The 23533-nt window shown below is 57.2% G+C and carries 18 protein-coding genes, 1 tRNA gene and 1 pseudogene; 10 read left to right on the forward strand and 10 right to left on the reverse strand.

What is annotated here, in order from left to right; genetic code table 11:
- The 9 genes from P12x_RS20940 (at position 1) to P12x_RS20980 (ending at position 7484) form a co-directional block, all read left to right on the forward strand.
- Positions 1-1218 carry a type II secretion system F family protein gene (locus P12x_RS20940; RefSeq protein WP_435006684.1) on the forward strand — a complete coding sequence of 406 codons (1218 nt, stop codon included), beginning with the start codon at positions 1-3 and terminating at the stop codon, positions 1216-1218.
- Between the two features lie 466 nt (positions 1219-1684).
- Positions 1685-2632 carry a type II secretion system F family protein gene (locus P12x_RS20945; protein ID WP_435006685.1) on the forward strand — a complete coding sequence of 316 codons (948 nt, stop codon included), beginning with the start codon at positions 1685-1687 and terminating at the stop codon, positions 2630-2632.
- Positions 2633-3571: 939 nt separating this feature from the next.
- A complete protein-coding gene (locus P12x_RS20950) occupies positions 3572-4006 on the forward strand; it encodes a hypothetical protein (RefSeq protein ID WP_435006687.1) in 435 nt (144 codons plus the stop codon).
- Between the two features lie 7 nt (positions 4007-4013).
- Positions 4014-4961: a DUF1559 domain-containing protein gene (locus tag P12x_RS20955; RefSeq protein ID WP_435006689.1), complete on the forward strand. Its 948-nt coding sequence runs from the start codon at positions 4014-4016 to the stop codon at positions 4959-4961.
- 28 nt (positions 4962-4989) lie between these two features.
- Entirely contained in the window at positions 4990-5919 is a 930-nt protein-coding gene (locus P12x_RS20960; protein WP_435011705.1) for a DUF1559 domain-containing protein, read from the forward strand.
- A 112-nt stretch (positions 5920-6031) separates the two neighbouring features.
- Positions 6032-6520 carry a nucleoside deaminase gene (locus P12x_RS20965; protein ID WP_435006690.1) on the forward strand — a complete coding sequence of 163 codons (489 nt, stop codon included), beginning with the start codon at positions 6032-6034 and terminating at the stop codon, positions 6518-6520.
- Between the two features lie 14 nt (positions 6521-6534).
- A tRNA-Ser gene (locus P12x_RS20970) sits at positions 6535-6621 on the forward strand.
- A gap of 236 nt (positions 6622-6857) precedes the next feature.
- Entirely contained in the window at positions 6858-7064 is a 207-nt protein-coding gene (locus P12x_RS20975) for a hypothetical protein (RefSeq protein WP_435006692.1), read from the forward strand.
- Between the two features lie 213 nt (positions 7065-7277).
- Complete coding sequence (locus tag P12x_RS20980; protein ID WP_435006693.1) at positions 7278-7484, forward strand: hypothetical protein; 207 nt, start codon at positions 7278-7280, stop codon at positions 7482-7484.
- Between the two features lie 442 nt (positions 7485-7926).
- On the opposite strand, the gene P12x_RS20985 is transcribed toward P12x_RS20980, so the two are convergent.
- From P12x_RS20985 to P12x_RS21010, 6 genes are all read right to left on the reverse strand, one after another.
- Positions 7927-8514 carry a class I SAM-dependent methyltransferase gene (locus P12x_RS20985; protein ID WP_435006695.1) on the reverse strand — a complete coding sequence of 196 codons (588 nt, stop codon included), beginning with the start codon at positions 8512-8514 and terminating at the stop codon, positions 7927-7929.
- 43 nt (positions 8515-8557) lie between these two features.
- Entirely contained in the window at positions 8558-9862 is a 1305-nt protein-coding gene (locus P12x_RS20990; RefSeq protein WP_435006696.1) for a glycosyltransferase family 4 protein, read from the reverse strand.
- A gap of 384 nt (positions 9863-10246) precedes the next feature.
- Entirely contained in the window at positions 10247-12418 is a 2172-nt protein-coding gene (locus P12x_RS20995) for a protein kinase domain-containing protein (protein ID WP_435006697.1), read from the reverse strand.
- 370 nt (positions 12419-12788) lie between these two features.
- The gene (locus P12x_RS21000) at positions 12789-14258 is read right to left on the reverse strand and encodes a proton-conducting transporter transmembrane domain-containing protein (RefSeq protein WP_435006699.1); all 1470 of its coding nucleotides are present in this window, start codon (positions 14256-14258) and stop codon (positions 12789-12791) included.
- A complete protein-coding gene (locus P12x_RS21005; RefSeq protein WP_435006701.1) occupies positions 14255-15643 on the reverse strand; it encodes a proton-conducting transporter transmembrane domain-containing protein in 1389 nt (462 codons plus the stop codon). Before P12x_RS21005 ends, P12x_RS21000 begins: the two co-directional genes overlap by 4 nt.
- Before the next feature lie 37 nt (positions 15644-15680).
- Complete coding sequence (locus P12x_RS21010; RefSeq protein ID WP_435006703.1) at positions 15681-18788, reverse strand: DUF2309 domain-containing protein; 3108 nt, start codon at positions 18786-18788, stop codon at positions 15681-15683.
- Between the two features lie 536 nt (positions 18789-19324).
- Here P12x_RS21010 and P12x_RS21015 point away from each other — a divergent pair.
- The gene (locus P12x_RS21015) at positions 19325-19879 is read left to right on the forward strand and encodes a YqgE/AlgH family protein (protein WP_435006704.1); all 555 of its coding nucleotides are present in this window, start codon (positions 19325-19327) and stop codon (positions 19877-19879) included.
- 65 nt (positions 19880-19944) lie between these two features.
- On the opposite strand, the pseudogene P12x_RS21020 reads toward P12x_RS21015, so the two are convergent.
- The 4 genes and pseudogenes from P12x_RS21020 to P12x_RS21035 all read right to left on the reverse strand — a co-directional run bounded on the left by P12x_RS21020 (position 19945) and on the right by P12x_RS21035 (position 23511).
- A pseudogene (locus P12x_RS21020) lies at positions 19945-20891 on the reverse strand (IS1595 family transposase).
- Positions 20892-21380: 489 nt separating this feature from the next.
- Positions 21381-21827 carry an RbsD/FucU family protein gene (locus tag P12x_RS21025; protein ID WP_435006705.1) on the reverse strand — a complete coding sequence of 149 codons (447 nt, stop codon included), beginning with the start codon at positions 21825-21827 and terminating at the stop codon, positions 21381-21383.
- A gap of 30 nt (positions 21828-21857) precedes the next feature.
- Positions 21858-22697, reverse strand: a complete 840-nt coding sequence (locus P12x_RS21030; RefSeq protein ID WP_435006706.1) for a TIM barrel protein — start codon at positions 22695-22697, stop codon at positions 21858-21860.
- A 31-nt stretch (positions 22698-22728) separates the two neighbouring features.
- Complete coding sequence (locus P12x_RS21035; RefSeq protein WP_435006708.1) at positions 22729-23511, reverse strand: SDR family oxidoreductase; 783 nt, start codon at positions 23509-23511, stop codon at positions 22729-22731.
- Positions 23512-23533: the final 22 nt, after the last annotated feature.

The following is a 23533-nucleotide window of genomic DNA, read 5'->3' on the forward strand; positions in this document are numbered from 1 at the left end:
ATGGCTAAATTTCGATATGGCGCGACCGATACATCGGGGAAGTGGATCTCCGGCGAATCCATCGGCGAGAGCCGAGAAGCTGTCGAGGCCGATCTGAATTCGAGAGGACTGGCCGTAGAATCGCTCGTCGAAGCCGAGGATTTCTCGGGTTCCCGGCTATCGAGGAGCGATACCTCAGAATTCGTCGAACAACTCGCTTCGCTGACTCGGTCAGGTTTGCCACTCCCCTCGGGACTCAGAGCCGCCGCCGCAGAGGTAAATTCTCCGGAGCTTCGCCGTTGCTTTAACGATCTTGTCAATCGAATCGAGGCCGGGCAGTCGCTCGATCGGGCAATCGCCGAAGGTCGGAGCAATCTTCCCGGTCACCTCCTGGGACTGATCATGGCCGGATCGCGATCGGGTCGAGTTTCGGAGATACTCAGCGAGTCGGTGAGGAACGCGAATCTGGGCGACGATCTTCGTCGGAAATTCTGGACGATTGTCGCTTATCCCGCGGCAACTCTCTTGGTGGTTGTCGCACTCGTGATATTCGTCTGCAACCTGTCCACCCAGGCGTCCGACGCGGTCAGTTCTAACCTGGAAGGTTTCGGATTTCAGAAAACCGGCATCCAGACTCAAGCGGAGGCCCTATCCTCGATGGCCCAATTCGTGGTCGATCACTGGCTTCATGGCTTGGTCGGCTTCTTGACGATCGGAGCCGTTATCTTGGGAGGGATCCGGCTGATGCTCTCCCCCGCTCAACGGTGGAGGATGGCCTGCGATGTCCCAATCGTGGGACCTGTTCTCAGATACACCTCGTTGACCGAGTTCTGCCGACTAATGGCCATGCTCCTGGAGGCCGAGATTCCGCTACCCGAGGCCCTGGAACTGGCCGGTCGTGGAGTCCAAGACGCTGAACTGGCAGAAGCTTCGGAACGGATGGCCCGTGCGATCTACGCGGGAGATTCATTTACCACGGCGATCCGTCTTTGGGACGTCATCCCCTCAAGCCTCTCGCCGCTCTTTCGTTGGTCCGAAGGTCGAGGCAGCCTGCCGGGGACGCTTCGGCTTGCCGGCGAGTTGTTTGAGGCCCGCGCAAGATCCCAATCCGCCTTCTCTGCAAACGTTTTGAACACGATCCTGGCCTTGCTGATCCTCTGGTTGGTTGGATTCGCGATAGCAACCCTCTATCTACCTCTCTTTTCCCTGATCAATCTCATTTCCGCGCTCTCGGGTTAAAGATCACAGAAAGGCACCCATGTCGAAGGGCGAGGCCTCGAAACCACCGGATCTGGATGAGTTGGATGCCTCTCCGAACGTGACAGCTCGCGGGAGAAAGCACTTCCATCAACTGAGTTTGCGAAAACTCATGATCGCGCTTGTGTACTTCGCGCTTGTCTCTTGGGCCGGGCGTGAGGCGATGGGATCCGATCAGGCTTTGCAGCGAGTCGTCCTGGCGTCCCTGATCGGATTGGGAGTCATTGCAACCGGCGTATGGATCGCTTCACTTTCAGCACGCTACTCATTTTTCGGCTGGATCGTCTTTGTCGTCGGTTACATGACCGTGACATCTGCCACCATCAGCGTATTCTCGATCCCTTCACTTCCGATCGTCATCGGTGCTCTGATCTTCTTGACGTCACGTCGGAGGACGACCGATCAAGAGGCCTTGCTGTGGATACTGCGAGTCGAGGCTGAGCGAGGATTGCCTCTCGAGCCAGGCGTCCGCGCATTCTCGGCCCAGGCGGGAGGTATGTATCGGGTCTGGACTTCTTCCCTGGCCGACCTTCTGCATCAAGGGGTCCCGCTCGCCGTCGCGATTGAGAGTATCCCGCGAGTCCTCACTCCCGAGGCTTCGTTCTTGATTCGGATTGGGGGGGATTCGGGAGACCTGCCCGGCGGTCTCCGCGAGGCCACCATCGCCCGGGCGGGCCGATCTTCCATCACCCAGGGGATCGCGACAAGGATCGCGTATCTAAGCTGGGTGGTCTTGATTGGCCAGGGCATCGTCGGCTTCGTTCTCTACTTCATCGTCCCCAAGTTCGAGGCGATCTTCAATGACTTCGGGATCGAGTTACCCGAACTGACGCGTTTCGTGATCTCGATCTCTCACTCCATTGTCGACTACGGTTGGATCGTCTTTTTTCCCCTGATTGGTTATCTGATCTACCTTCCATTCGCTCTGCTCTCGTCCTCAAATGTGGGAATTCCTCTCTTCGATCGACTCTTCCCGCGAAAGCACACTATCCTCCTCCTTCGAACATTTGCCTTGGTGGTCGATTCGGGCCGGCCCATCGTTCCCGCTCTCGAGTCGATGGCCGAGTGGTATCCGACCGGATGGGTTCGGAGGAAGCTCCACCAGGCGAGCCGCGATGCAGAACAAGGCGTGGAATGGTCCGAGGCGCTTCATTCCTGCGGGCTGCTCAGTCGGGCCGACTTAGACGTTATCGAAGCATCGACCCGAGTCGGCAATTTACCCTGGTCACTCCGCGAACTGGCCGAATCCGGCGAGCGACGACTAGCCTATCGACTTCAGATCTGGTCGCAACTTCTCTTTATCCTCATGGTCCTGGCTCTCGGTTTGATGGTTTTTGTCCTATCGGTCGCGTTCTTCATGCCCCTGACCACGTTGATCCAGAGGCTCTCCGCATGATCTCTTCTTGTTCGAGAGCCAGACCATCAAGACGGAGAGGTTTCGGCCTCGTCGAGATGGCAATCACTGGGCTAATGCTTGCGGCGGCGATGGCAGTCACGGTTCACGTCGTTGGTTGGGTCGCCTCCGAAGGTCGGTCGATATCACGTCGGGAACTTGCCGTCGCCGAGGCGGCAAATCTGATGGAACGAATCACGGTTCGCTCCTTCAACGAGATAACGCCCCAAGCTCTTGCCGAACTAGAACTCCCCGAGTCGACCCGATCCATTCTTCCTGGGTCCAGCTTGACCACGAAAATCGAAGAAAGCATCGAGTCACTTGCCCGAAAGCGAATCACCATCGAGATTCGTTGGTCCGGTCGTCATGGGCAGGCCGAAGCACCGGTCCGACTGGTCAGTTGGACTTTCAAGAAGGGTGGGGCCGAATGAGCTTACTTCGAACCCGACGCGGCTATGCCCTGATCGAATGCCTCGTTCTGATCACCGTAATGAGCATCCTGGCCGGGCTCTGTGCAGGGACGATCCACCTTCTCCTGCGTCTGGATCGGAGTCAGCGGGCCTCGACCGAGACAGCGACCGACCTGGCCCGACTTGCCCGCGACTTCCGAATGGATATTCACGAAGCTTCGCCGTTTTCGCCGCCCAAACAGTCGGACACCCGAATTGAGTTCCCGCTCGTGAATTCCGAGACCGTCGAGTATCTGATCCGCCCGCTCGATGTTATGAGGTTGGTTCGACTCGGAGACAAAGTTCATCGTCGAGAATCTTATCGTCGTCCACTACGAGGTTCGGCAAGGATCGAACTACACATGCTCGGCAATCGACGACTCGCGACAATCACCTTCGATCGGCCGATCGGCGAATTTGAAAGCGGTTCAATTCGCGGCTATCGAATCGAGGCCGTGATGGGAAAGCACCGGCAAATCGAGGCGAACCCCGAATGATCTATCTCCAAGGGGAACAGGTTTGCACGGGGCGATCTCGACGTCGAGGCCTGGTTTCGATCGTCGTCCTGATCGCTCTGATCGTGATCGCCTTGATCGGTGCAGGACTCCTGAAGGCGGTCCTGGCTCGTCGGGTCGAGATCGGTCTGGAAGAACGTAGGATCCAGGCGACCTGGCTCGCCGAGTCGGCGCTGGATCGGGCCGAGGCCCGATTGGCCGAATCCAGCGACTACCAGGGAGAGTCGTGGGAAATCAGCGCCCAGGAGTTGGGAAATCGCGGGTCGGGAACGGTCCTGATCCAGGTCGAAGAGGTTCCCGAGCATTTTGATCGTCGGCGGGTGAGGATTCGCGCCGATTTTCCGAACCACTCGATCCACCGGGCGCGCCAGAGCCTGGAGGCTGTCCTTTCCATCAATCGAACATCGAGGTAATTTCGCCATGAACCCGCGACGAGGACGCCCCCGGGCTTTTACGCTGATCGAACTTCTGGTCGTGATCGCCATCATCGCCGTGTTGGTAGCCCTGCTCCTGCCGGCTGTGCAAGCGGCCCGGGAGGCGGCGCGACGCCTCCAATGCGTCAATAACCTGATGCAGATCGGAATCGCCGCCAAGAATTATGAGAATTCGTTCGAGTCGCTCCCATCGGGAGTTGTCAACCCAACAGGGCCGATTCTAAGCACACCTTCGGGTTATCACTTCGGTTGGATCAGTCAACTCCTTCCCTACCTTGACGCTCGGCCCGTCTATCGAAGCCTCAATTTCGAAGTCGGCGTCTACCAAGCCGAGAATGGTTCGGCTCGCAACGTCTTAATGAACACCCTGTTCTGTCCATCCTCAGGGGGCCCGACCCGAATGGTTCGGTCCGGATCGAATCCACCCATCGGGGGCGACCCGGCCTTGAATGACTACGCCGCCTGCCATCATGACGCCGAGGCACCGATCGACGCAAAGAACAAGGGCGTCTTCTTCCTGAACAGCCACATCCGATACGAAGATATTGAAGATGGAACCTCTCACACGATTTTTTTCGGCGAAAAGTCTACCGAGCCAGATGAACTAGGCTGGGCCTCCGGCACAAAGGCGACACTTCGGAATACCGGGACCCCTTTGGCGTCAGTCTTCCGCGCTCTTCCAGTGACTTCACTGCCCGATTCCGATCCAGACGAAGATAAATCAGCCGTGTCGACGGACAGCTCAGGGCCGAAACCAGGTGCAGATAACCCTGCCGCAACGGTGGGAGGTTTTGGAAGCCGTCATCCTGGAGGGGCCAACTTTGGTTTCGGCGATGGTAGCGTTCGATTCATCAAAACCAACATCAGCCCGAAAATCTTCCAACTGCTTGGGAATCGTTCGGACGGTGAACTTCTCAGTGATGACCAGTTTTGAAGGCCTGAACCAGCGAGCCCTTCCCATGATGAGTCGTAGGCCCGGATTCACGATGATCGAACTTCTGGCCGTAGTCTTGCTGATCTCGACCTTGATCGCCCTGCTGTTGCCGGCGGTGCAGTCGGCCAGAGAGGCAGCCAGAAGAACCCAATGTGTAAATAACTTGAGTCAGTTGGGGATCGCAGCTCGCAACTACGAGTCTACTTTTCGGGTGCTTCCTCCAGGTACGATCGACTCAGCCGGCCCGATCATCGAAACGCCGACCGCTTACCAGTTCAGCTGGATCTGTCAGTTATTACCCTTTCTGGAGCAGAGGAACGTCAATCGGCATCTGGACTTCAATCGCGGCGTCTATCAACCCGCAAACATAACCGCACGCGGTGTCTCGATGAGTTTTCTTCTCTGCCCTTCGCAGGTTCGTTCCGGGAAATTCAGCGGGGCAATGGGCAGCTTCGACCCCGCGACAACCTCTTATGCAGCTTGCCATCATGACGTCGAGGGTCCCATCGATTCGACCAACAGAGGTGTGTTTTTCCTGAACAGCAATGTCAAATCCGAAGAGATCGAGGATGGGCTCTCTCACACCATTTTTTTCGGAGAGAAGTTGCCTGGAGGCGATGAACTGGGATGGGCCTCGGGCTCGCGAGCCACTCTTCGAAATACTGGCACTCCGATAAACCGAACGAAACTCGACCCATTCGACGCCATCCTAAGTATCTCGAGCCCAACCAGCCCTGATGATGCAGGTTCGACCCAGCAAGCACCCAATAGAGGTATTTCCGCCGTATTGCCAGGGCCAAGATCAGTTGGAGGATTTGGCGGTAATCATCCGGGTGGGGCAAACTTTTGCTTCGGGGATGGTTCCGTTCGATTCCTCAAGACAACGATCAGCGATCGGGTATATCGACTTCTTGGCTCTCGAGACGATGGCGAGCCAATTGGTGACGACCAGTTTTGACCTTTCGATCTCGAAATTTCGAAGGTGATCCCAAGCCCCCTTGTGTCACCGGTCGCGAGGCGTTATCTTGTGATTCTGATTGAACATGGTCGTTCGCCCTCACGGAAGATTCATGGTCAATGGAAAGCTGGGTTGTTTCGGCAATCCTTCGCTCGATATAGAAATGATGACAAGGGCTCTGGATTTAGCAGAGCAAGCTAGTCAGGTCGGTGAGGTTCCCGTCGGGGCTCTCGTGACAATCGAGGGTCGGATTGTCTCGCAAGCCTACAATCTTCGCGAGACTCTTGCTGATCCGACGGCACATGCCGAACGATTGGCACTGACCCTGGCCGGTCGAGCCCTAGGATCATGGCATCTCGAGTCTTGTACGATATATGTTACGCTTGAGCCCTGTTGCATGTGTGCCGGGGCTATAAATTTGAGTCGTATCTCTCGGCTTGTTTACGCTGCATCGGACCCGAAGGCTGGAGCATGCCGGAGTCTGTTTCGGATGTTGGATGATCGTCGGCTTAACCATCGAATCTCTCAGACCTCAGGTGTCCTTGCAGAAGAATCTCGAAAGCTATTGAGTTCTTTTTTCCAGAAGCAACGTTCGGTTTAGAGCAAGCGAACTTCGGAGGGGTGCCTGAGTGGCCGAAAGGGCCGGTCTCGAAAACCGGTGTACCCGCAAGGGTACCGTGGGTTCGAATCCCACCTCCTCCGCTATTTATTCGAAGTATGAATTACCGCCCGAGATCACAGGTTTGGTCAATTTCAATCGAAATATTCCCATTTAAACTATTTCAGGTTTCGACCGAAAGGACGTTTTATAATCGTCTACATTACCGCAGAATTACATTCTAGACTCACGACCCCGTAATGCTGGTCCCTGCTTTTTCGGTCAACCCTGCTGGTGTTGTAATCACTGCGAGAGTTGACCCACAGCATAGGGTAAGGCGATGGACTTCCCACCGGCCGGCTTGATAGATCAGGACGCCCGCTTCTCACGCTGCGTCAAGGCCCTCCATCCCTACGGGCTGACCTGTCCCCGATGTGGCGGCGACCGCTTCGGCGCCCATCGCCGCCACCGCGATCCGGTCCTCGATTATCGCTACCGCGGCTGCCGATGGATCTTCAACGCCTTCGCCGGCACGGCCCTGCAGTAGACAAGCCGGAGCCGTGCGGCCGTGGTCCTCATCCTCCGTGGCTTCGTCCAAGGGATCACGACATCGCGGATGTCTCGCGATCCGGGCTGCGACCGGATAATGCTTCTGCAACAGCGGAACAAGCTCCAGAAACTTGCCACCTCCGGGCTCAACTGGGCCCACTTCCCGACGCGGCGGTCGAGGTCGACAAGTGCTACGTCAACTCGGGGAAAAATGGCATCCCACACCGCGCCGTTTCTCGACCTGACGCGTCTTCGGGCCAAGAAGCGACGCGGGCACGAGACCTTCGCCAACGACCGCCCGCCAGTCTCGGCGACGATCGACCGTGGCTCGGGTCGGGCTTGCCTTCACTTCGTGTGCAACTCGGACCAGCGGACGTTGGATGGTCGGGTGCAGACGACGACGATGCCGGGCGTGTAGCTGAATACCCACGATTGGCGGGAATCTCACCGAGTAACCGAACGGGGGCGGGGCCACGCAACGGCGAATCACGGGGACGGCGAATTGGCCCGCGACGACGACGGTGACGGGATGCGTGAGGTGCATTGCAGCACGATGGCAAGAACCAGGACGGGGCGGCGTCATTTCCTGTGCCGAATCCGGGGTGTGAGCAAGTGTCATCTGGCTGTCTACGAGGCGATCTTCGAGCGGGCCAACGACCTGAAGGAGGTCACCGATGATTTCCTGAGGTACATCATCATGTTCTCGCACTCCATCGGCCCGGAATCACGAGCCAATCGATCGAGGAAGTTTCCCATCAATCGATTGCGTCTAATCTCTCGCCCGAACCTCTTCCCATCTCCGACTTTCTAGGCAATAGATCGGATTGATTCCTTGCGAAATCTCAACGTGATATTTCCGGTCAAAGGGCGAGATCCACTTGGCTGGTCAACGATCCGAGTCGAGGTTCCCAGAAAGAAAATAAAGTCGGGACGAAGGAGATTTGAGGTTCAAACCCTGAGAGGAGTGTCTGAAAGCCTAACTCCTCCAATTGTTGTGCGGTCCATACAGATCGATGTCGCTCGAATTCGTTACCGTGAACGGCTGCTTGTTCATGAAACTGGGCTGGTGTCGCGACCAGGAGAACTCCGTCGGGTGCAACTCGTGACTTGAGCTGCTCGAGAAGTTCAACTCCTTCTCGAATCTCGAAATGCTCCAAGACGTCGCCTAGCAGGATACAATCGAATTCCTCACAATGACGGGAGAGATATTCCTGAATCGTTTCTATAATCACAAGATTATACAAATCCCAGAGAGGATTTCGATATTCGGCCCAGACCTCGACCCCGATCAGGAGACTCCTCCAGGGCTGAACACCCAGATCGACCCACTGCCGAACAATCGCGCCCAAAAAACCCGATCCGATCCCAAGGTCGAGGATACGCGCAGGTCGTCGAACCGCGAGGATCTTCGCCAGATATGGGACCGCTGTAAAGCTTCCAATCGGCATCCTGAAGCTCGGTCTGGTGGTGTGCTCGAGGTTTCGCACGATGTCAGCAAACGATCGATTTTCCCTTATGTTTACCGTTCGTGGATGGTGACCGCTCAGGTTTGAGAGATCGTGCCGCCCAGAGCGATTCCAATGTTTCGGCGTAGCGTCTCGCCATCGTCAAAGCATGTCCATGACGATCGGCATAAGCAGCAGCTTGAAATCCGACCCCGGCAGCCCACTCACGATGGGTGTCGAGTAGGATCGCGGCATCGCGGATCGAACGAGCGTCGCCTGCGACCACTAGCCCGTTGACCCGGTCGATGATCGCGTCCTTCACGAAACCAACCCTGCTCACGATCGGAGGCTTTCCGCACATCATCGCCTCCATTATTGCAAGGCCATATCCTTCCGTATACGAGGGCATGCAAAAGGCATTCATCGCGCCGTAGTAATCACCCAGATACTCCTCGCCTCGGGCAAACACGAATCGGCCCGGAATCGTCGCATTGGCTAATTCGATCAGTTCAGAGCGAAGCGGTCCGAAGCCGACCATTAACGCTTTGAAGTGGGGTGGCAGGCCCGCGAGTGCCTCGATCACGGCGGAAGGATTCTTCTCGGGTGAAAATCGCCCGACAAAGCCGACTACGAAGTCGGAGGGTTGAAAGCCCAAACCTGCCCGAAATTCGTCGAGCGGTCGACTACGAGTGAGGTGAATCGGGTCGACTCCATTGGTGATGACGGTGGAGGAAAATCCGTCGCAGATCGACTCTTGAACTTGATGGCTTACTGCGATCACATGATCGATCGCCGGCGCCAATTTCTCCATACGCTTACGAGTCCATGATCCATCACCGTGAGCGACGAAGACACCTTGCCCCGGCCGAATCTCGTCAACCCAATCAGGATCGTCACCGGGATCGGAGATCAGAAGAATGTCACAGTCCTGAGACGCTCGCCGAATGCTATCACGTCCGCCGATCTCGACCGGAACACCGACCCTCGACAGTTGATTCCGATCCACCAAATCGGTCGTGACAACACAGCGCAAAAATTTTATGCGATTTGGATCGGCGTATCTAATCAGAGCGGTTAGCCAGCGATCGATCCCAGCGGGGATCATCGCGAGTGTGACGTGGATGACTCGGAGGGGGACCTTCGAGGATTTCGGGGCGACATCCCTGATCGATGACTGCCATGCATCAGAAGGCGAGAGGCCCGAGAGGGTCATTATGGAGCCAGGGTATTGCGCTTCATGTTGGCCACCATAGCTGGCATATAAGTTTCCGTGAGCTCGAGGGGACAAGGCTTGCTTTTCGGTTTCCACACTCGGAGAGCTCGGCGCAACACGATGCTTCTCTTGCTTCATCTCGAGAGATCCTCTAGGACAGTTCGGTTAAAAAAGACGGTCATCCCCACCCGACCCGAATAAAGGATATCTGGATAAGAACGCGGTGTGGGCTTTGCTTTGAGGCCGTGATCCAGGCAAGAAAGCCGAGTAGCGGCGACATTCAGATGAACGTATCCGTCTGGAGGGGAGGCAAGTAGACTCATCGACTGGACCGAGGGAGTGAGTTCCTCATCGAATTGCTATCCCTCTCGTTCCTGAGATTTCCAATCCCACCACCGACATCATCAAAACATAAATCTCTTCCACCGAAAATCCATTATCGATAATTCGAAGACTAAGGCCCCTGAAAATTTCGTCAATCTGTCGCTGAGCTTTTGTCCCGTCTTGAAAAAGCCGGGGAGGTCATCGAGAGTTCGACCTTCTAGAGGTCGGTGGGATGAGATAATTGTCTCTGTCGGGATCACGGGGAAGTAGCGAGAGAGAGTCGCCCGGATCATCGAAGAAAGGTCCTAAGGCCGAGTTAAAATCCTTACCTCGTTCCCAGCGATTCTCTCGAAACCAGCCGGCGAATGGACCGAAGTCAGGACCGGGAAAAGCGATCTTGGTAGCGTCCACGATCAGATTATTCTGAATCGAGATACCCTGATCGGCCGACGAGTTGTTGAGCGAGAAGGCCAGTTCTACATCACCGAAAGAGTTCTCGGCGATGATGACGTCTGATACGCTTTGCGGATCAGGGAACATTAAACTGATCGCGGAAAGTCCGGTGGAGAGTACATTTCGCATAATGGTGATCTGTCGGTTGGCATACTGAATGACGATGGGATGACCGAAGACTGGACTCGCGGTTCGGAACTTGCTGTCCGTAACCTCGATGTATCGGACGGGGACTCGTTCGTTCTGCCCACCGACTACCAGTCCGACCCCTCCGCCCCGAATACTCAGGTCCTTCAAACGAATTGGCGAGTCCTCCGTACCCCTCGCCCCTTCATGCAGGTTTATGACTCCGAGACCCGAGTCCAGAGGACTGACCAATTCGCATCCCTCGATTCGAACGCCAGGACAGTGTCCTGAAATCTCCAGTGCGTGCTGATTTGTGGCGGCTTCGATTCGAAATCCGTGGATCACAACTCGCGATGTCCCAACGATCTTGATCACCGGTTGAGTCCCGGAAGACCTCAGGATCGTCGAGGCCGTGGAGATAAGTGTCAGGCCTTCTAGGCGGTTCCCTTGAATCGTCGGGAGTATCGATTCATAAGGCCCCGGATCCAAAACGTGGATGATCTGGTTCTTAGTGGCGTGGCCGATCGCATCCACGATGCTCCGATAATCTGCATTCCCCGCCATTGAAACGGTGATAATCCTCTGTTTTGGTTCCGAGGTGACTGCCCAATTCCGCCGATCAAACAAGTTGTCGTCGGTCTTCGAATAGACGATCAACGCCAAGATTCCAACTACCATGGCGAAACCGATCAGAAGTAGCGCGGTGAATTTCTTCTTGTCCGGCTTCGGTTCGGGATGTTCATAGAGGGAATCCCCATGATGGTTGATCTGGGCGAGGTGAACCGTCAATTGATCGACCACTTCTTGAGCAGATTGGAAGCGATCGGACGGGTCTTTTTCCAGCAATCGATCGACGATCTTGATAAAAGAGCCTGGTATGGCTTTATTGAGTACTCGAAGCGAAACATGTTTCTGCGACGTGATCCGACGAGCCGTCCCCAGGGCATTCTCTCCTCGAAACGGAGAATGCCCGGTCGTCATCGCGTACATCACGCATCCGAGGCTGAAAAGATCGCTCCGCTGATCCAAGGGCTGGCCATTGACCTGTTCCGGGGACATATAAGCCGGTGTCCCGACCACTACACCTTGCGATGTCAATTCGGATTGATCGAGGAGGACGCGTGCCAGTCCGAAATCGGTAATCTTCACCCGATCGATCTGATCCTCCAGCATGATATTAGCAGGCTTGATATCCCGATGGATGACGCCTTGACGATGAGCCGCGGCAAGTCCATCCGAAATTTGGAGGCTGATGCGGAGAATCTCGCTCGTCGTCAGGGGTCTGTCGGAACGGATACGATCCATGAGTGACCGACCATCGACGTACTCCATCACCAAGAAGGGTATCCCAACATGTTCGGCGACCGCGTGAATCGTCACTACATTGGGATGGTTGATCGCCGCGGCAGCCCGAGCCTCGCGAATAAATCGATTGACGGCTTGATCGCTCGCCATCAAATGAGGAGTCATCAACTTGATGGCGACTGTGCGGTTCAACTGAGTATCGAAAGCTCGAACGACCACACCCATGGCGCCTCGGCCGATCACTCTCAGAAGCTCGTAATGAGTCAGGCGTCCGAACGAGTCGGGGCGACCAGGTGGATCGAGTGATAGGAATTGTAGACTCGCGGCTTCATCCGACGCATTGTCGAGACCTTGCCTAAGAAAAGGCTCGGTTTGATCCGAAATGGAATGGCTGAAAGGTGCAAGTTCCGTGGATTTCTCGGGATGACTCCCCAGAAAATCAACTTTGGACTTCCCAAAGCCGGGCGAGACTTCGAGTTCGGCCATGATGGCCCCCGTTCGACGCCAACCGGAATGACCTCTGCTACGGAGAAGATTATCCGTACAGCCGGATCTTTGATGAGGCGTGACTTGCCCCATATTAAACTTGAACTTACTGTTCAAGTTAGGTTAATCAGCAGCCCATCGCCGCACACATTTGGCCAATGAGATCATTTCCCAATGATCGCCTCATTCGGACGATCTGGGCCTATTACGCCCCATCGCTCGATACGGGACGGACAATAGCCGATCTTGACATGATCGCGATAAAAAAACAACGATCAAATCAGCATCATCCGGATTGAGTCCATTCGAGCGATTGAGAAGGCGTAGAATGGTTCAGACTTGTCTTCGATGATCATTCAGATCCGAAGAATCAGCGAGTACTGGACGGCCGGTGGACCCCTGACTTTAGTCTCGCTGAAATCGTGGCTCGAGAGGAAATGCGACGGTCGGCATGTCTCTGACGATCGACCAGGATCGCTTCGGCGGCACGCTCCCTGGTTGAAACTCCAGGTTGTGGCATCAACCCTCCTCCCAGTATCAACGCCGCCAGCGTCAAGACAGCAACTCGCTCACGAAGGCCGAGTCCGAGCGAGACCGTCGAGACGTGCCGAGCGCCGGTGAAGAGTATCAAGTAGGCCCGGACCACGGCGATACCATTCAAGGCGGCCGCGGCGATCACCGCGATGCCTGCGTAGGGATTCGCACCGATCGCGCTGTCAACCAGAAGTTCGGTCGAGATGAAACCGAGCGTCCCCGGAAATCCCACGCTTGCCAAGCCGGTCAGGAGGAAGCAGACTGCCAGGGTGGGAGAGTGGTCGTAAAGGCCGCGATATTCACGCAGGGGAAGGCGTCCGAATCGACCCTCCAGGGCCCGGAGCGAGAGGCCAAAACCACCCAGCGAGAGGATGACCGAGAACCAGAGACACAGGCTTCCCGTCAGAGATAGTTGGGTATGCAACTCTAATCCAACGAGGACTAAAGAGGAGTGGCTCAAGAAGAGATGGGCAAAGAAACGTCGCGTATCGGTCTGGATCGTGGCCATTCCGGCGGCGTAAACGGCCGTGAGGAGAGATGCGAGCCCGATACTCTGCAAGACCCACCCTGGGCCGATCGGAAGGACCAAGCGAATCGCCGCGTAAACGCCACTGAGTGGCATGACGAATAAGATGGCGATGCCGAAAGAAGCATGTTCGAACCAGTCAGTCAGCCAGCAATGAACCGGCACGGTACCGCAGCGGACTAGGATCGCAAACAGCAGTGGAATCGTTGCCCACCAGGTCGCCCATCCCGAAGGCTCGCCGCTAAGGCCGACCGCAGACCACCCCAGCAAGAGAAGCCCGACGAAAAGCGTCATGTGGAGGACATATACCCTTGTCGGCCTGCGGCGGATCAGCAACTCCACGAATGGAGGAATCGTCGAGATCGCCAGGAGGCCGATCAGCAGCCAGGGCTCTTGACTGCTGAAGGTGGAGAGGCTGATCGCCTCCGTTGTCAACGACCACGAGAATGAGAATCGCCGCATGTGGGTTCGTGGTGTCGCGAGAGCAGTCAGCAGGTGGAGCAACGCGATGGCGGGAACCAGAGGGGCACTAAGTTCATCGAGACTGAAGAGAACGCGTCCGAAAAAGACCGGCTGGACACTCCAGGTGGATACTTCTCCTGACGACGCTCCGGCGTAGTTCGTGAGCCAGGCGAGGAACGAGAAGACGAAGGAAGCTCCTGTAAACCCGAGGGCCCACCGATAAGCCCGATTGGGATCGCGACAGAACGCGACAAAGAGTGAGCCGAGGAGCGCCGCCGCGATCGCCAGTTCGAGCCAGGGGACGGTCGAGAGGTTCATGAGAGTTCTTCGATCGATCCATATTGAGGACGGATGACGCTGGATTCTCGCGATCTCTCGCCATCGATGAAATCGGTCCAACGTTCTTCGGTCGAGTCGCACCAGTGGAAGGCCCGGACATAAGGCCGGACGATATATTCCCGGAGGAGTGAGTCGAGAGAACCTCGATCCAATGCAAACCGGTAGATTCGAGAGAGGTGGGACGACTTACCGAGTCGCTGCCAAGGTTGATCGGATCTTGGGAGGCGACTGCCGATGGCATCTTCGAGTGTTCGGTAATCATGCAGTAAGCTGGGAGCCCTGATGAACTGCAGGGTCCGAAGTGAGGCGTGACCCAGGAGATGAGCCAGGGCGATGTACCTCAAGCCAAACCCGATCTCGGCGACGATGATCCCGACCTGAGAGAGGGAGGCGAAGGAAAGGGCCGACTTGATGTCGGTCTGGACGCTACCGGAAACATGAGCAAAAACGGCGGTACTCAGGCCGATCAGAACGACCGCAACCCGGAACGTCGGCGATTGGTCGAGTAAGGGGCTCACCCTCAATAATAGGAATGCACCAAGGTGCACCGAAAGTGCGCCATAGAACACCGCGCTCGAAGGAGTCGGCCCTTCCATGGCTCGCGGGAGCCACCCCGAGAACGGGACCAGGGCCGATTTACCCGCTGCCGCCGCCAACAAAAGCAATCCCACCAGTAAAGACTGCGATCCTGAGAGAGCCGAATATCCTTCAGGCCAAGGGCCAGCCCCCAGGAGTCGATCGAAGTCTCCTTCGCCACTGATGTGGTGCATGACGACGGCGGCGAGCAACAGCGAGGCGTCGGAAATCCGGTAGATCACCCAGATCCACAAGGCATTTCGAGAAGGAGACGGACGAGCCTGAAAGAATGCGACCAGCAAAGCTGAAGAGAGCCCTACCAGTTCCCAGCCGGTGAAGAGTGTCTCGATCGTGCCAGCAAGCGAAGTCACGACCATTCCCATCACGAAGATCGAATACAAGACGAAGAATCGGTTGAATCCCCCTTCGCGATGCATGTACTTGTCGGCGAAGGCACCAATCGTCCCCGCGAAAGAGAACGAGAGGATAGCCATCGGGATCGAGAGGCGATCAAAGACGAATTTGACCGAAAAATGATATTGATGGGAGATCACGACCCAATTACCCATGTCGATCGTGATATGACGGATCCCAGTTGCGAGCATTACGGTCAGGATGACCAGACAACCGACCAACCCGGAGACGTTGGCCAGGAGGATGGAGCGAGTTGTTCGCGATTCCTGGAGGGTTCGGCCCATCAACGACGAAAGGCCGAGGTAGGCGGTCAAGATCGTCGGACAAACTACGACGAAGATGCCGAGGAGATTCAGCAATTTAGTCTGGTACATTTAGCGAGCCTCGATCTTCGACCCGGATTTCTGGCCTTCAAAGGCCAATTTCTGCAAACTCCAGGTGGTCCCGATATCCGCGATACCAGTCGGCCGAGGTACGCGCCTTCGGGATGGTGAAGGATTGCAGCTCATACGGGCGAAACTCGCCTTCGACGAAGACGCTGATCGTCCGCTCAATGGGATGGAGAACCGCGAGCTGGATCCACCGATTACGGCAGAGCCTTCCAATTCCCTCGTTTCGATCCATAATTCGGAGCATGGCTTCGGTGGTGGTTTCGATTATGAAGAGCGAACGAAGCGGCTCGTGGATTTCGACCATCTGCCAGGAAAGCCCCGTCCTCAAATCGCTAGCCGCGCCGTCCATCACACCCAAGAGTGATGCCACGTTGTGCGCCAGTTTGGAACCGCATCCATATCCAGCGTTGTCAACATTCGAGAAGTAATACTCCAGGTTGATCCCTCCGCAGACCGGGAAGACGGCCGAGAGGACACGGTCCAGGATTGAATTCTCGGCGTCGTCGGTCGAGGGATCATAGGACGCGAGGAACGCCCGACGGTCGAGATATAGCCCCCTCGTCCATTCTCGACGACCGACGATCGTGATGGCATTGGTCGCGTGCCCAAGCTCCGGCCGAGTCTCGGATAGGTCTTGAGACCGAGCCTCGACGTGTTCCCTGGCCTCCTCGAAAGTCAGACTCAGCGGGGCCGATCGAAATCGTCGGCATCGCTCGTGCGCATTGCGCTGGCCGGCTTCGATTAGGGCCTTCCTGGCCTTCTGGAACTCCTCAAAGTGAGACGGAGGAATGTGATCCAGGTCGTCAAAAATAATAGAATCATTGCAGGTATCGTGGTAACCCGCGACGAAAATCGTATCGGTGGGAATTCCCAACCCCCGTTCACCGAGCTTTTGCCGGACTCGTTTATCGGAAAGGAACTGCGCGAGCACGCGTGCGTTGGGCTGGCCAGGGGCGCCACCGCAGGCTCCACAGTTGTACGCAGAGATATGGGGATTGTTCTGACTATGCGAGCCATGGCCAATCACGACCACCAGACGTGCGAAGCCCTTGGTCAAACCCATGTCCTGGAGAATTCGCTCGGCGATGTCCGTCATCTCATCGACAGAGTATCCGAGACCAGCCCCTTGGGGTCCGGGTTCCGGCCGGGTTCGCTCTAGCCTAAGCCGAGTCTGCGGAGATGCCTTGATGATCCGTCCGAAATAATGGCGGATTTGCGAAGCCAGCCTTGGGAAGAGGATCCGGGCCATCAGCGGTATTGCGGCCAGTGAACCTACCGCCCCGGTGAGGAGTGCACCGAATGCGAAACCTCGACTCCCCACGTGTAAACGATGTGAGGCATGTCCGAGAACTTTACGACAACCGGCCTTGATCTGCTCGATCTTGGTCGGCTCCTGAACAAGTTCCTCGATCATCCAATGCTTGGGGCTGAGGATCGCCGGGCAGAGAGGGACGAAGTGCGCGTCGGCGACCCCTTTGTAGTACATCGCCACGCCGAAAAATCCCGCGACACCGAAAGTCTCGACCTCCGGGGCGATCTCTTCCAGATGACGACGGAACGATTCCTCGCGTTCATCGATGCAGCAAATAACCTGGAACTTTGGAGAGACTGGCCTCCCGACCCGCTTACGGGAACGAAGCGATATCGCGTCGAGTGTATGAGTCGTGAATCGCTTCTCATAAGCGAGGTGGAAAACCCGTCTACGCTCGATCCCGGAGAAGGACTCGAGTTCATTCACGAGATTCGTCCAACCGGCGGAATCGAATTCGATCAACCGATCTGGCGAGAGGCCGAATAGCTGTGCAAGTTGGAAAATCAAGAAAGCACGCTGTTCGACACTGGCGGACGGGGGAATCGTCAAACGTCCTCGGATCTCATCGCGAAGCTCGTCCAGTGGCCTACAATATCCAAGGGCACCCCGAGCCGACTCGGTCAGCGAATATCGGTCCAAGATCAGTCGAACCGCTAGGAAATCGACGAGACTGCCTTCACGAATCGGATGAACGGCCCGATCTCCATGCCTCTCCACCTGGCGAATCATCCCAGCCCAGCCACGGAGGGCCAGCAACGTCTCCGAGAGAAAGCTCTCGTATTCCTCCTCGGGAACCCCGAGAATTTCCAACGATTCAAGGATCGAGTCCAGGGGTTGGATCCCCTGTTCGACGATCCTTGCGAGTTCGAGACCCAGGCCGCGGAGCCATCGATCGGGCGGGTCGGACGCCCCCTGGTACAGAGAGCAGAAGGAACGGAGAAACCCTTCCTCGCGAGCCGGTAGAGTCCAGGGAGCGAGCCCTTGGTCGAGATAAGCACCGCAAAAACGAATCAGAAAATCATGAACTTGCGTATCGGCATCAAATCCCGTTAACGCCAGGAGGAGATCCCGGTGCCTCATGCTCGGCCCTGGTTTAGGTCCCTCCGCGGGTACTTCGCGGACACCATCGCAGGCGATCCGCCAGAGTGCCTGGAGCGTGAAACTCTCCCAACGCTCGTCATTCCACTCTTCGATCGCCGAGCCGTCGAACCGTCGGAATAACTCGGCCAGACTCTCGGAGACCTGTCCATCGGCGATCAACTTCGAGCCAAGGCGGAGCGGATCGCCCCCCCCCCGGAGATCACGCACGACCCATCGGCGCGTCTCGGCAATCATCCGGGAGCGAACTGCTGATGACACTTCCTTCCGGATTTTGCGGAGCGCGTCCGTCTCGGCTACGTACCAGACTAGTTCTTCGGTCGGGCCGGTCTGGAGGGGATATTGAAGCATCGCCAGTCGAAGGTCGAGCTTCGATCCCAAACTTCCGAACCTCTTTTCAGCCTGCTCTCCCAAGTCGAGTTCCAGGACTTCTTGTAGGTCCGAGAACCCGATCCGTCCCCTCTGGAGAGCGGCTCGGTAGCGATCTTCGGTCATATAGGGCTGGCAGCCATAGAAGCGAGCGCCCTTCTGGACGGCTTCATCGAAGTGGAGGTCTTCGAACGCGTGAAGCGTATTGTGGTGAATGAAAACCGTGATTGGGCCCTGGGCAGGCAAGAAATGCGAAGCGTGCTCGATGATCTTGTAGAGTCGAGACCGTCGGTCTTGATGGCCTTCAGCGACGGTCGAGAACGCTTCGGAAGCGGAGGAGGCGTGCATTCGATGGAAGTCCTGAAGAAAGACTGCCGTCGCGGGACGTAGATGCCTTAGATTTCTCCGGCCGGGGGGGGGGTTGGCCGAATGGCGTCCAAGCGAGAATGGAGATCAGACTGCCCTGAAGTACACTCGATTCGAAACGAGATCCAGCACGGGCCCGCGAGTGGTTGGCACGACGGTTCCGCGAAGGATCCTCGAGCCGAACCTGGCGAAATCGAGCATCCTCGATAATCTAGAATCGGCTACGATTCAAACGAGGGTTCGCTTCCCTATCTTAGCCTGCCAGGTATTATTCCTCGGCTGCCGTGATTAGGTCCCTTCCCCCTAGCAAAGAATATCCGGGAACTCGGAGAAAAAGTAGCCGAACCACAGATGTGTGAAATGAACTGACATACGTGAAGCGAACTCGACCCGACGCGCTTCCGGAATCGCCATTCATTTACGATCGTATTCCTCCGGCAAGCAGCGACTCCCTCGGACGTAATTCGTCAGTGAACTCGACGAGGCTTGATCGAGGAGTCGAAACACAAGGAAGAATCATGCAATCCCTTAAAGGCCAACTCTTAATCGCCGCGCCTAGCCTTACCTCATCCTTCTTCCGACGAACTGTGATCTTGATGTTGGATCATACGGAGGAAGGAGCCGCGGGGGTCATCCTCAACCGCCCGACCGAAGCGACCGTCACGCACATCGCCGAGACGATTTTTTCCGAGTCGTTCAATTGGGATAAGTCATTGAGCTTGGGAGGTCCGGTCTCGGGCCCGTTGATGATCCTTCATGAAGTCGAGGAGCAATCCGACCTCGAGATTTTCCCGGGCCTATTCAATGCCGTGGAAATCTCCAAGGTTCGCGATCTCATCTTGAGCCGGACCGAACCCTCGATGATATTGGCAAACTATTCGGGATGGGGCCCAGGTCAGCTTGAGGGAGAATTCGGTGTGGACTCCTGGCTGACTCTCCCCGCTACTAGGGAGTACGTATTCTGGGAAGGGACTGGGGACCTCTGGGACACGGTCGTCAAAGCCGTCAACGCCCGCCAGTTGTCCGACTTCCTGGGCCTCCGCGAGGTCCCTTCCGATCCGACCCTGAATTGATCACTCTGAGAGATTGTAGAACCGAGTTACAGTTCACCCGTAGAGTTTTCACTATTGATCATGGCTCATGATGGATTCCGGGGTGGTGCCAGCAATTGGCCGATCAGGGCACCCAGTAGCCGCTTTCCTCTCGCCCGGATGTTGTGCACGAACTCGAAGAAACCCAGGTACAGCGGTAGGCTCTCCTGGGGGATTCCTCGGTGAGGCCGCAGCCACGAGCGGAGCAGCGACCAGAACCCTTCGAGCGTGTTGACATGGACCTCGCAGAAGCCATCGCCATCGTCGTCCCGGGCGAACTCGCCCGCCCCGTGGCAGACCGTCTTGTGGCCATAACCCCACTCCACCAGGCGGCCATAGATGTCGTATTCATCGGTGTAGACCAACGTCCCCTTGGCGATCATCCGATCGATCAGGGGCTTGATGGTCACCTGCTGGACGTTCTCCAGCATCCGGATCACGACCTCGCCTCCACGCTGCAACATCCCGAAGATCGGCGGCTTCTCCTTGGCCAGGGTGCCCCGACCTCGCTCGCCTCTCAGGCGTCGCCTTCGGGGGAGGCGGCCTTTTTTTTGACCGCCTCGGGATGACCCTTATGTCCGGCCACCACATAGACTTCGTCGCACTCGACCTCCCCCTCCAGCACGACCGGAGGACAACGGTTGACCATCCCCTGTCGGAGTCGCTGGATCATGGCTCGGGCATCATCCTTGTTGATGTCGAGTTCCTGGGCGATCTGCAATCCCGAGAGGTTCAGCCCCATCAGATAGAGGCAGGCGATCCAGGTCCTCAGCGGCAGGTGATGGCCGGCGAAGATGGTGTCGGTGAGGTCGTCGAAGCGTCGGCGGCAGCCCCGGCACTCGTAGCGTTGACGGAGTGGCTGAGTGTCGTCCTTGCCGTTCTTGATGACCGAGTCCCAGGAGCACTTGGGACAGGTCACGCCGTCAGGCCACCGCATGTCCCGGATGGTGTCGAAGCACTTGGCGTCGTCGAAGAGATCCTGGATGTTGACCATCGTGCGACGCCTCGGGGCGGGGAAGTCGGGATCAGCGGGGCGGACAGATCGCCCGACCGAGGAGACCGATTGTATCCACTGAGTGGCCCTTGCGGACCACCACCCCGGAATCCATCATGAGCCTTGATCATTACGTCGAGAGGACCATCTCGCGCCCCGGTACTAGGAGTCGCCGAAGGCAGTCGGGACGGATCAGGAAGTTGACATCGGGCTCGTGCTAAACGAAATGTCGAACTCCCACGAATTGGGGTAGGATCGGAACTCGGCCAACTTCCGCCCGAGCGCCCATCGATTTTCGGCAGGAGCGCTTTGCATCAGGACGTAAACTGTCCGGTCGACCCTCTCCGATTGAATCAGGGGATTCAGGTCCGAAAGCAAGTAGTTCTGTCGGATCGAAGCAATTTCAGGAGCATCGAGTCGACCCTAATCGGAGGGCCGAGTGAGTTCCCAGAAATGTTGGTGGGCGTCGACGGCATCATTCACGTACGATCAGTCCATCCGCACGCCTACGGAGAGTAGGATATTGGCGAACCGCTGCTGATCGGCCGTCTGGATGGTCAGGACATGATCGGGGGTAGAGACGGCCTCATAAAAGTCCCACTTGAAGATTGGTTCGAGAGGGATTGTCAGACCGCTTTCTGAGATCACACTCCGATATTCGGCCCAGACCGACGGATCCTCGCTGAGGGCATAAGGCCCTTCGGTTTCGTATCCCATCGTGTTAATGGCGTCGATCGGGACCGCCGAAAGAATCGCGCGAAGAACCTGGGCACAATTGACAACACCAGGCATCAAGTTAAGGCAGACCACTTCGGCGTTGGGGCCCTTTTTCGAGGAGGCCGGATAGTTGCCGTCGGCGATCAGGATCCGGGCATGGTGCCCGGCCCGACCCACGATCTCGTTGATTTTCGGATGGATGAGCTGGTGCTTGAGCATCCCTGGAAGGACTCCCCGGATGATGGTGATTCAAGGCGTGTTATGGTCGGCACCGGCTCGGAAATAGCGACGAAAGGCGTGCATCGTCTGTAGGGCGGCGGTTTCCGGATTTGGGAGCGGGAAAGCCTCGGCCGATGCATATCCCCGAAACCCGACCTCGTGGAGGGCCTGGGCGATCGGCGCGAAGTCGGTGTGGCCGAATCCTGCGGCCCGTCGATTCGAATCGACGAAGTGGACGTGACCGATGTGCTTCCCCGCCGCCCTCAGGGAATCGGCGACGTTGAACTCCTCGATGTTCATATGGAAGAGATCGGCGAGGAGCGTAACGTTCGCGGTGGAGAGGGACCGTAAGATCTTCAATCCCGCGTCGAGCGTATTGGCCAAGTCGGTCTCGTACCTGTTCAAGGGCTCATAGATCAGGGGAACCCCATATTGACGGGCGTGCTCGCCCAGATCTTCGAGGGCGTCGGCCAGATAACCGAGGGCCGTGGGGTGCTCGACCCCCTCGCCGCTCCGTCCCTGCATGGAACCGATGATGGCCGGGGCGTGGAGAGGGCCAGCAAAGTCGATGATGGATCGGATGAAGTCGCGTGCCTTGACTCTTCCTTCCGCGTCGGGACGGGCGAGATGAAGTTTATGCCTCACCCAACCCGCGCCGGTGCCAACGGCCGCGAGACTGAGGCCGTGGTCGTTCAGGAGGATTCTGAGCCGGGCCGAGTCGACCGCATCAGGCCCCGTCGGGAAGACCTCGACCGCGTCGAATCCGAGCTGCTGGGCCTTTTTGCAGGCTTCCGTCAAGTCGTGCCAGAAGACGAATGGGCCGTTCCGGGCTTCTTCGACCAGGCTGACGGTCACGGCGGATCGGATCACGAGAGGAGCCTCCTTCGATGGACCGGCTGGATCAGAGACGCATGGCCGTGAACCCGCCATCGACGTAATAAGTCGCCCCGGTGATGAAACTCCCGGCCGATTTAGAGAGGAGCAAAATCGTGGTCCCCACCAGTTCTTGGGGCTCGCCAAATCGTCCCATCGGCGTCCCTGCCATGATCTTCTCGACTCGGGCTGGATCGAGGATCTTGCGGTTTTGCTCGGCCGGGAAGAAGCCGGGGGCCAGGGCATTGACCCGGATGCCCATCGAGGCAAACTCGCGAGCGACATTCTGAGTCAGGTTGACCACCGCCGCCTTCGAGGCCGAGTAGGCGAAGACCCGCGATAGTGGAAGATGAGAGGAGACGCTCGCGACGTTCAGGATCGAGCCGCCCCCGGCTTTCGCCATCTCCCGGCCGAAGATCTGGCAACCCCAGTGGACCGCCTTGAGATTGCTGTCAATCACCCGGTCCCAGTCCTCGTCCTTCGCTTCGAGGTAGGGGCTCGCGCTATTCACCCCGGCTCCGTTGACGAGCATGTCGACCCGCCCTTGAGTCTCCAGGGTCTGATTGAGGAGTTCCTCGATCGATTCCCGATTCATGACATCCACCGGGAGGAACGAGGCCCGACCGCCGAGGGCCTCGATCTCGGCCACCCGAGCCGCGCCTTTCCCGGCATCGCGGCCGGCCACGACCACGGTCGCCCCGGCCTGTGCCAGCCCCTGCGCCATCGCCCCGCAGAGGACTCCCGTGCCGCCGATGACCACGGCAACCTGCCCTTCAAGACCGAAAAGCTGCTTCAAGAAATCATCCGACATCGCGTGCATTTCTCCAGCGGAT

It is taken from the genome of Tundrisphaera lichenicola, assembly GCF_051175385.1.
Taxonomy (GTDB): domain Bacteria; phylum Planctomycetota; class Planctomycetia; order Isosphaerales; family Isosphaeraceae; genus Tundrisphaera; species Tundrisphaera lichenicola.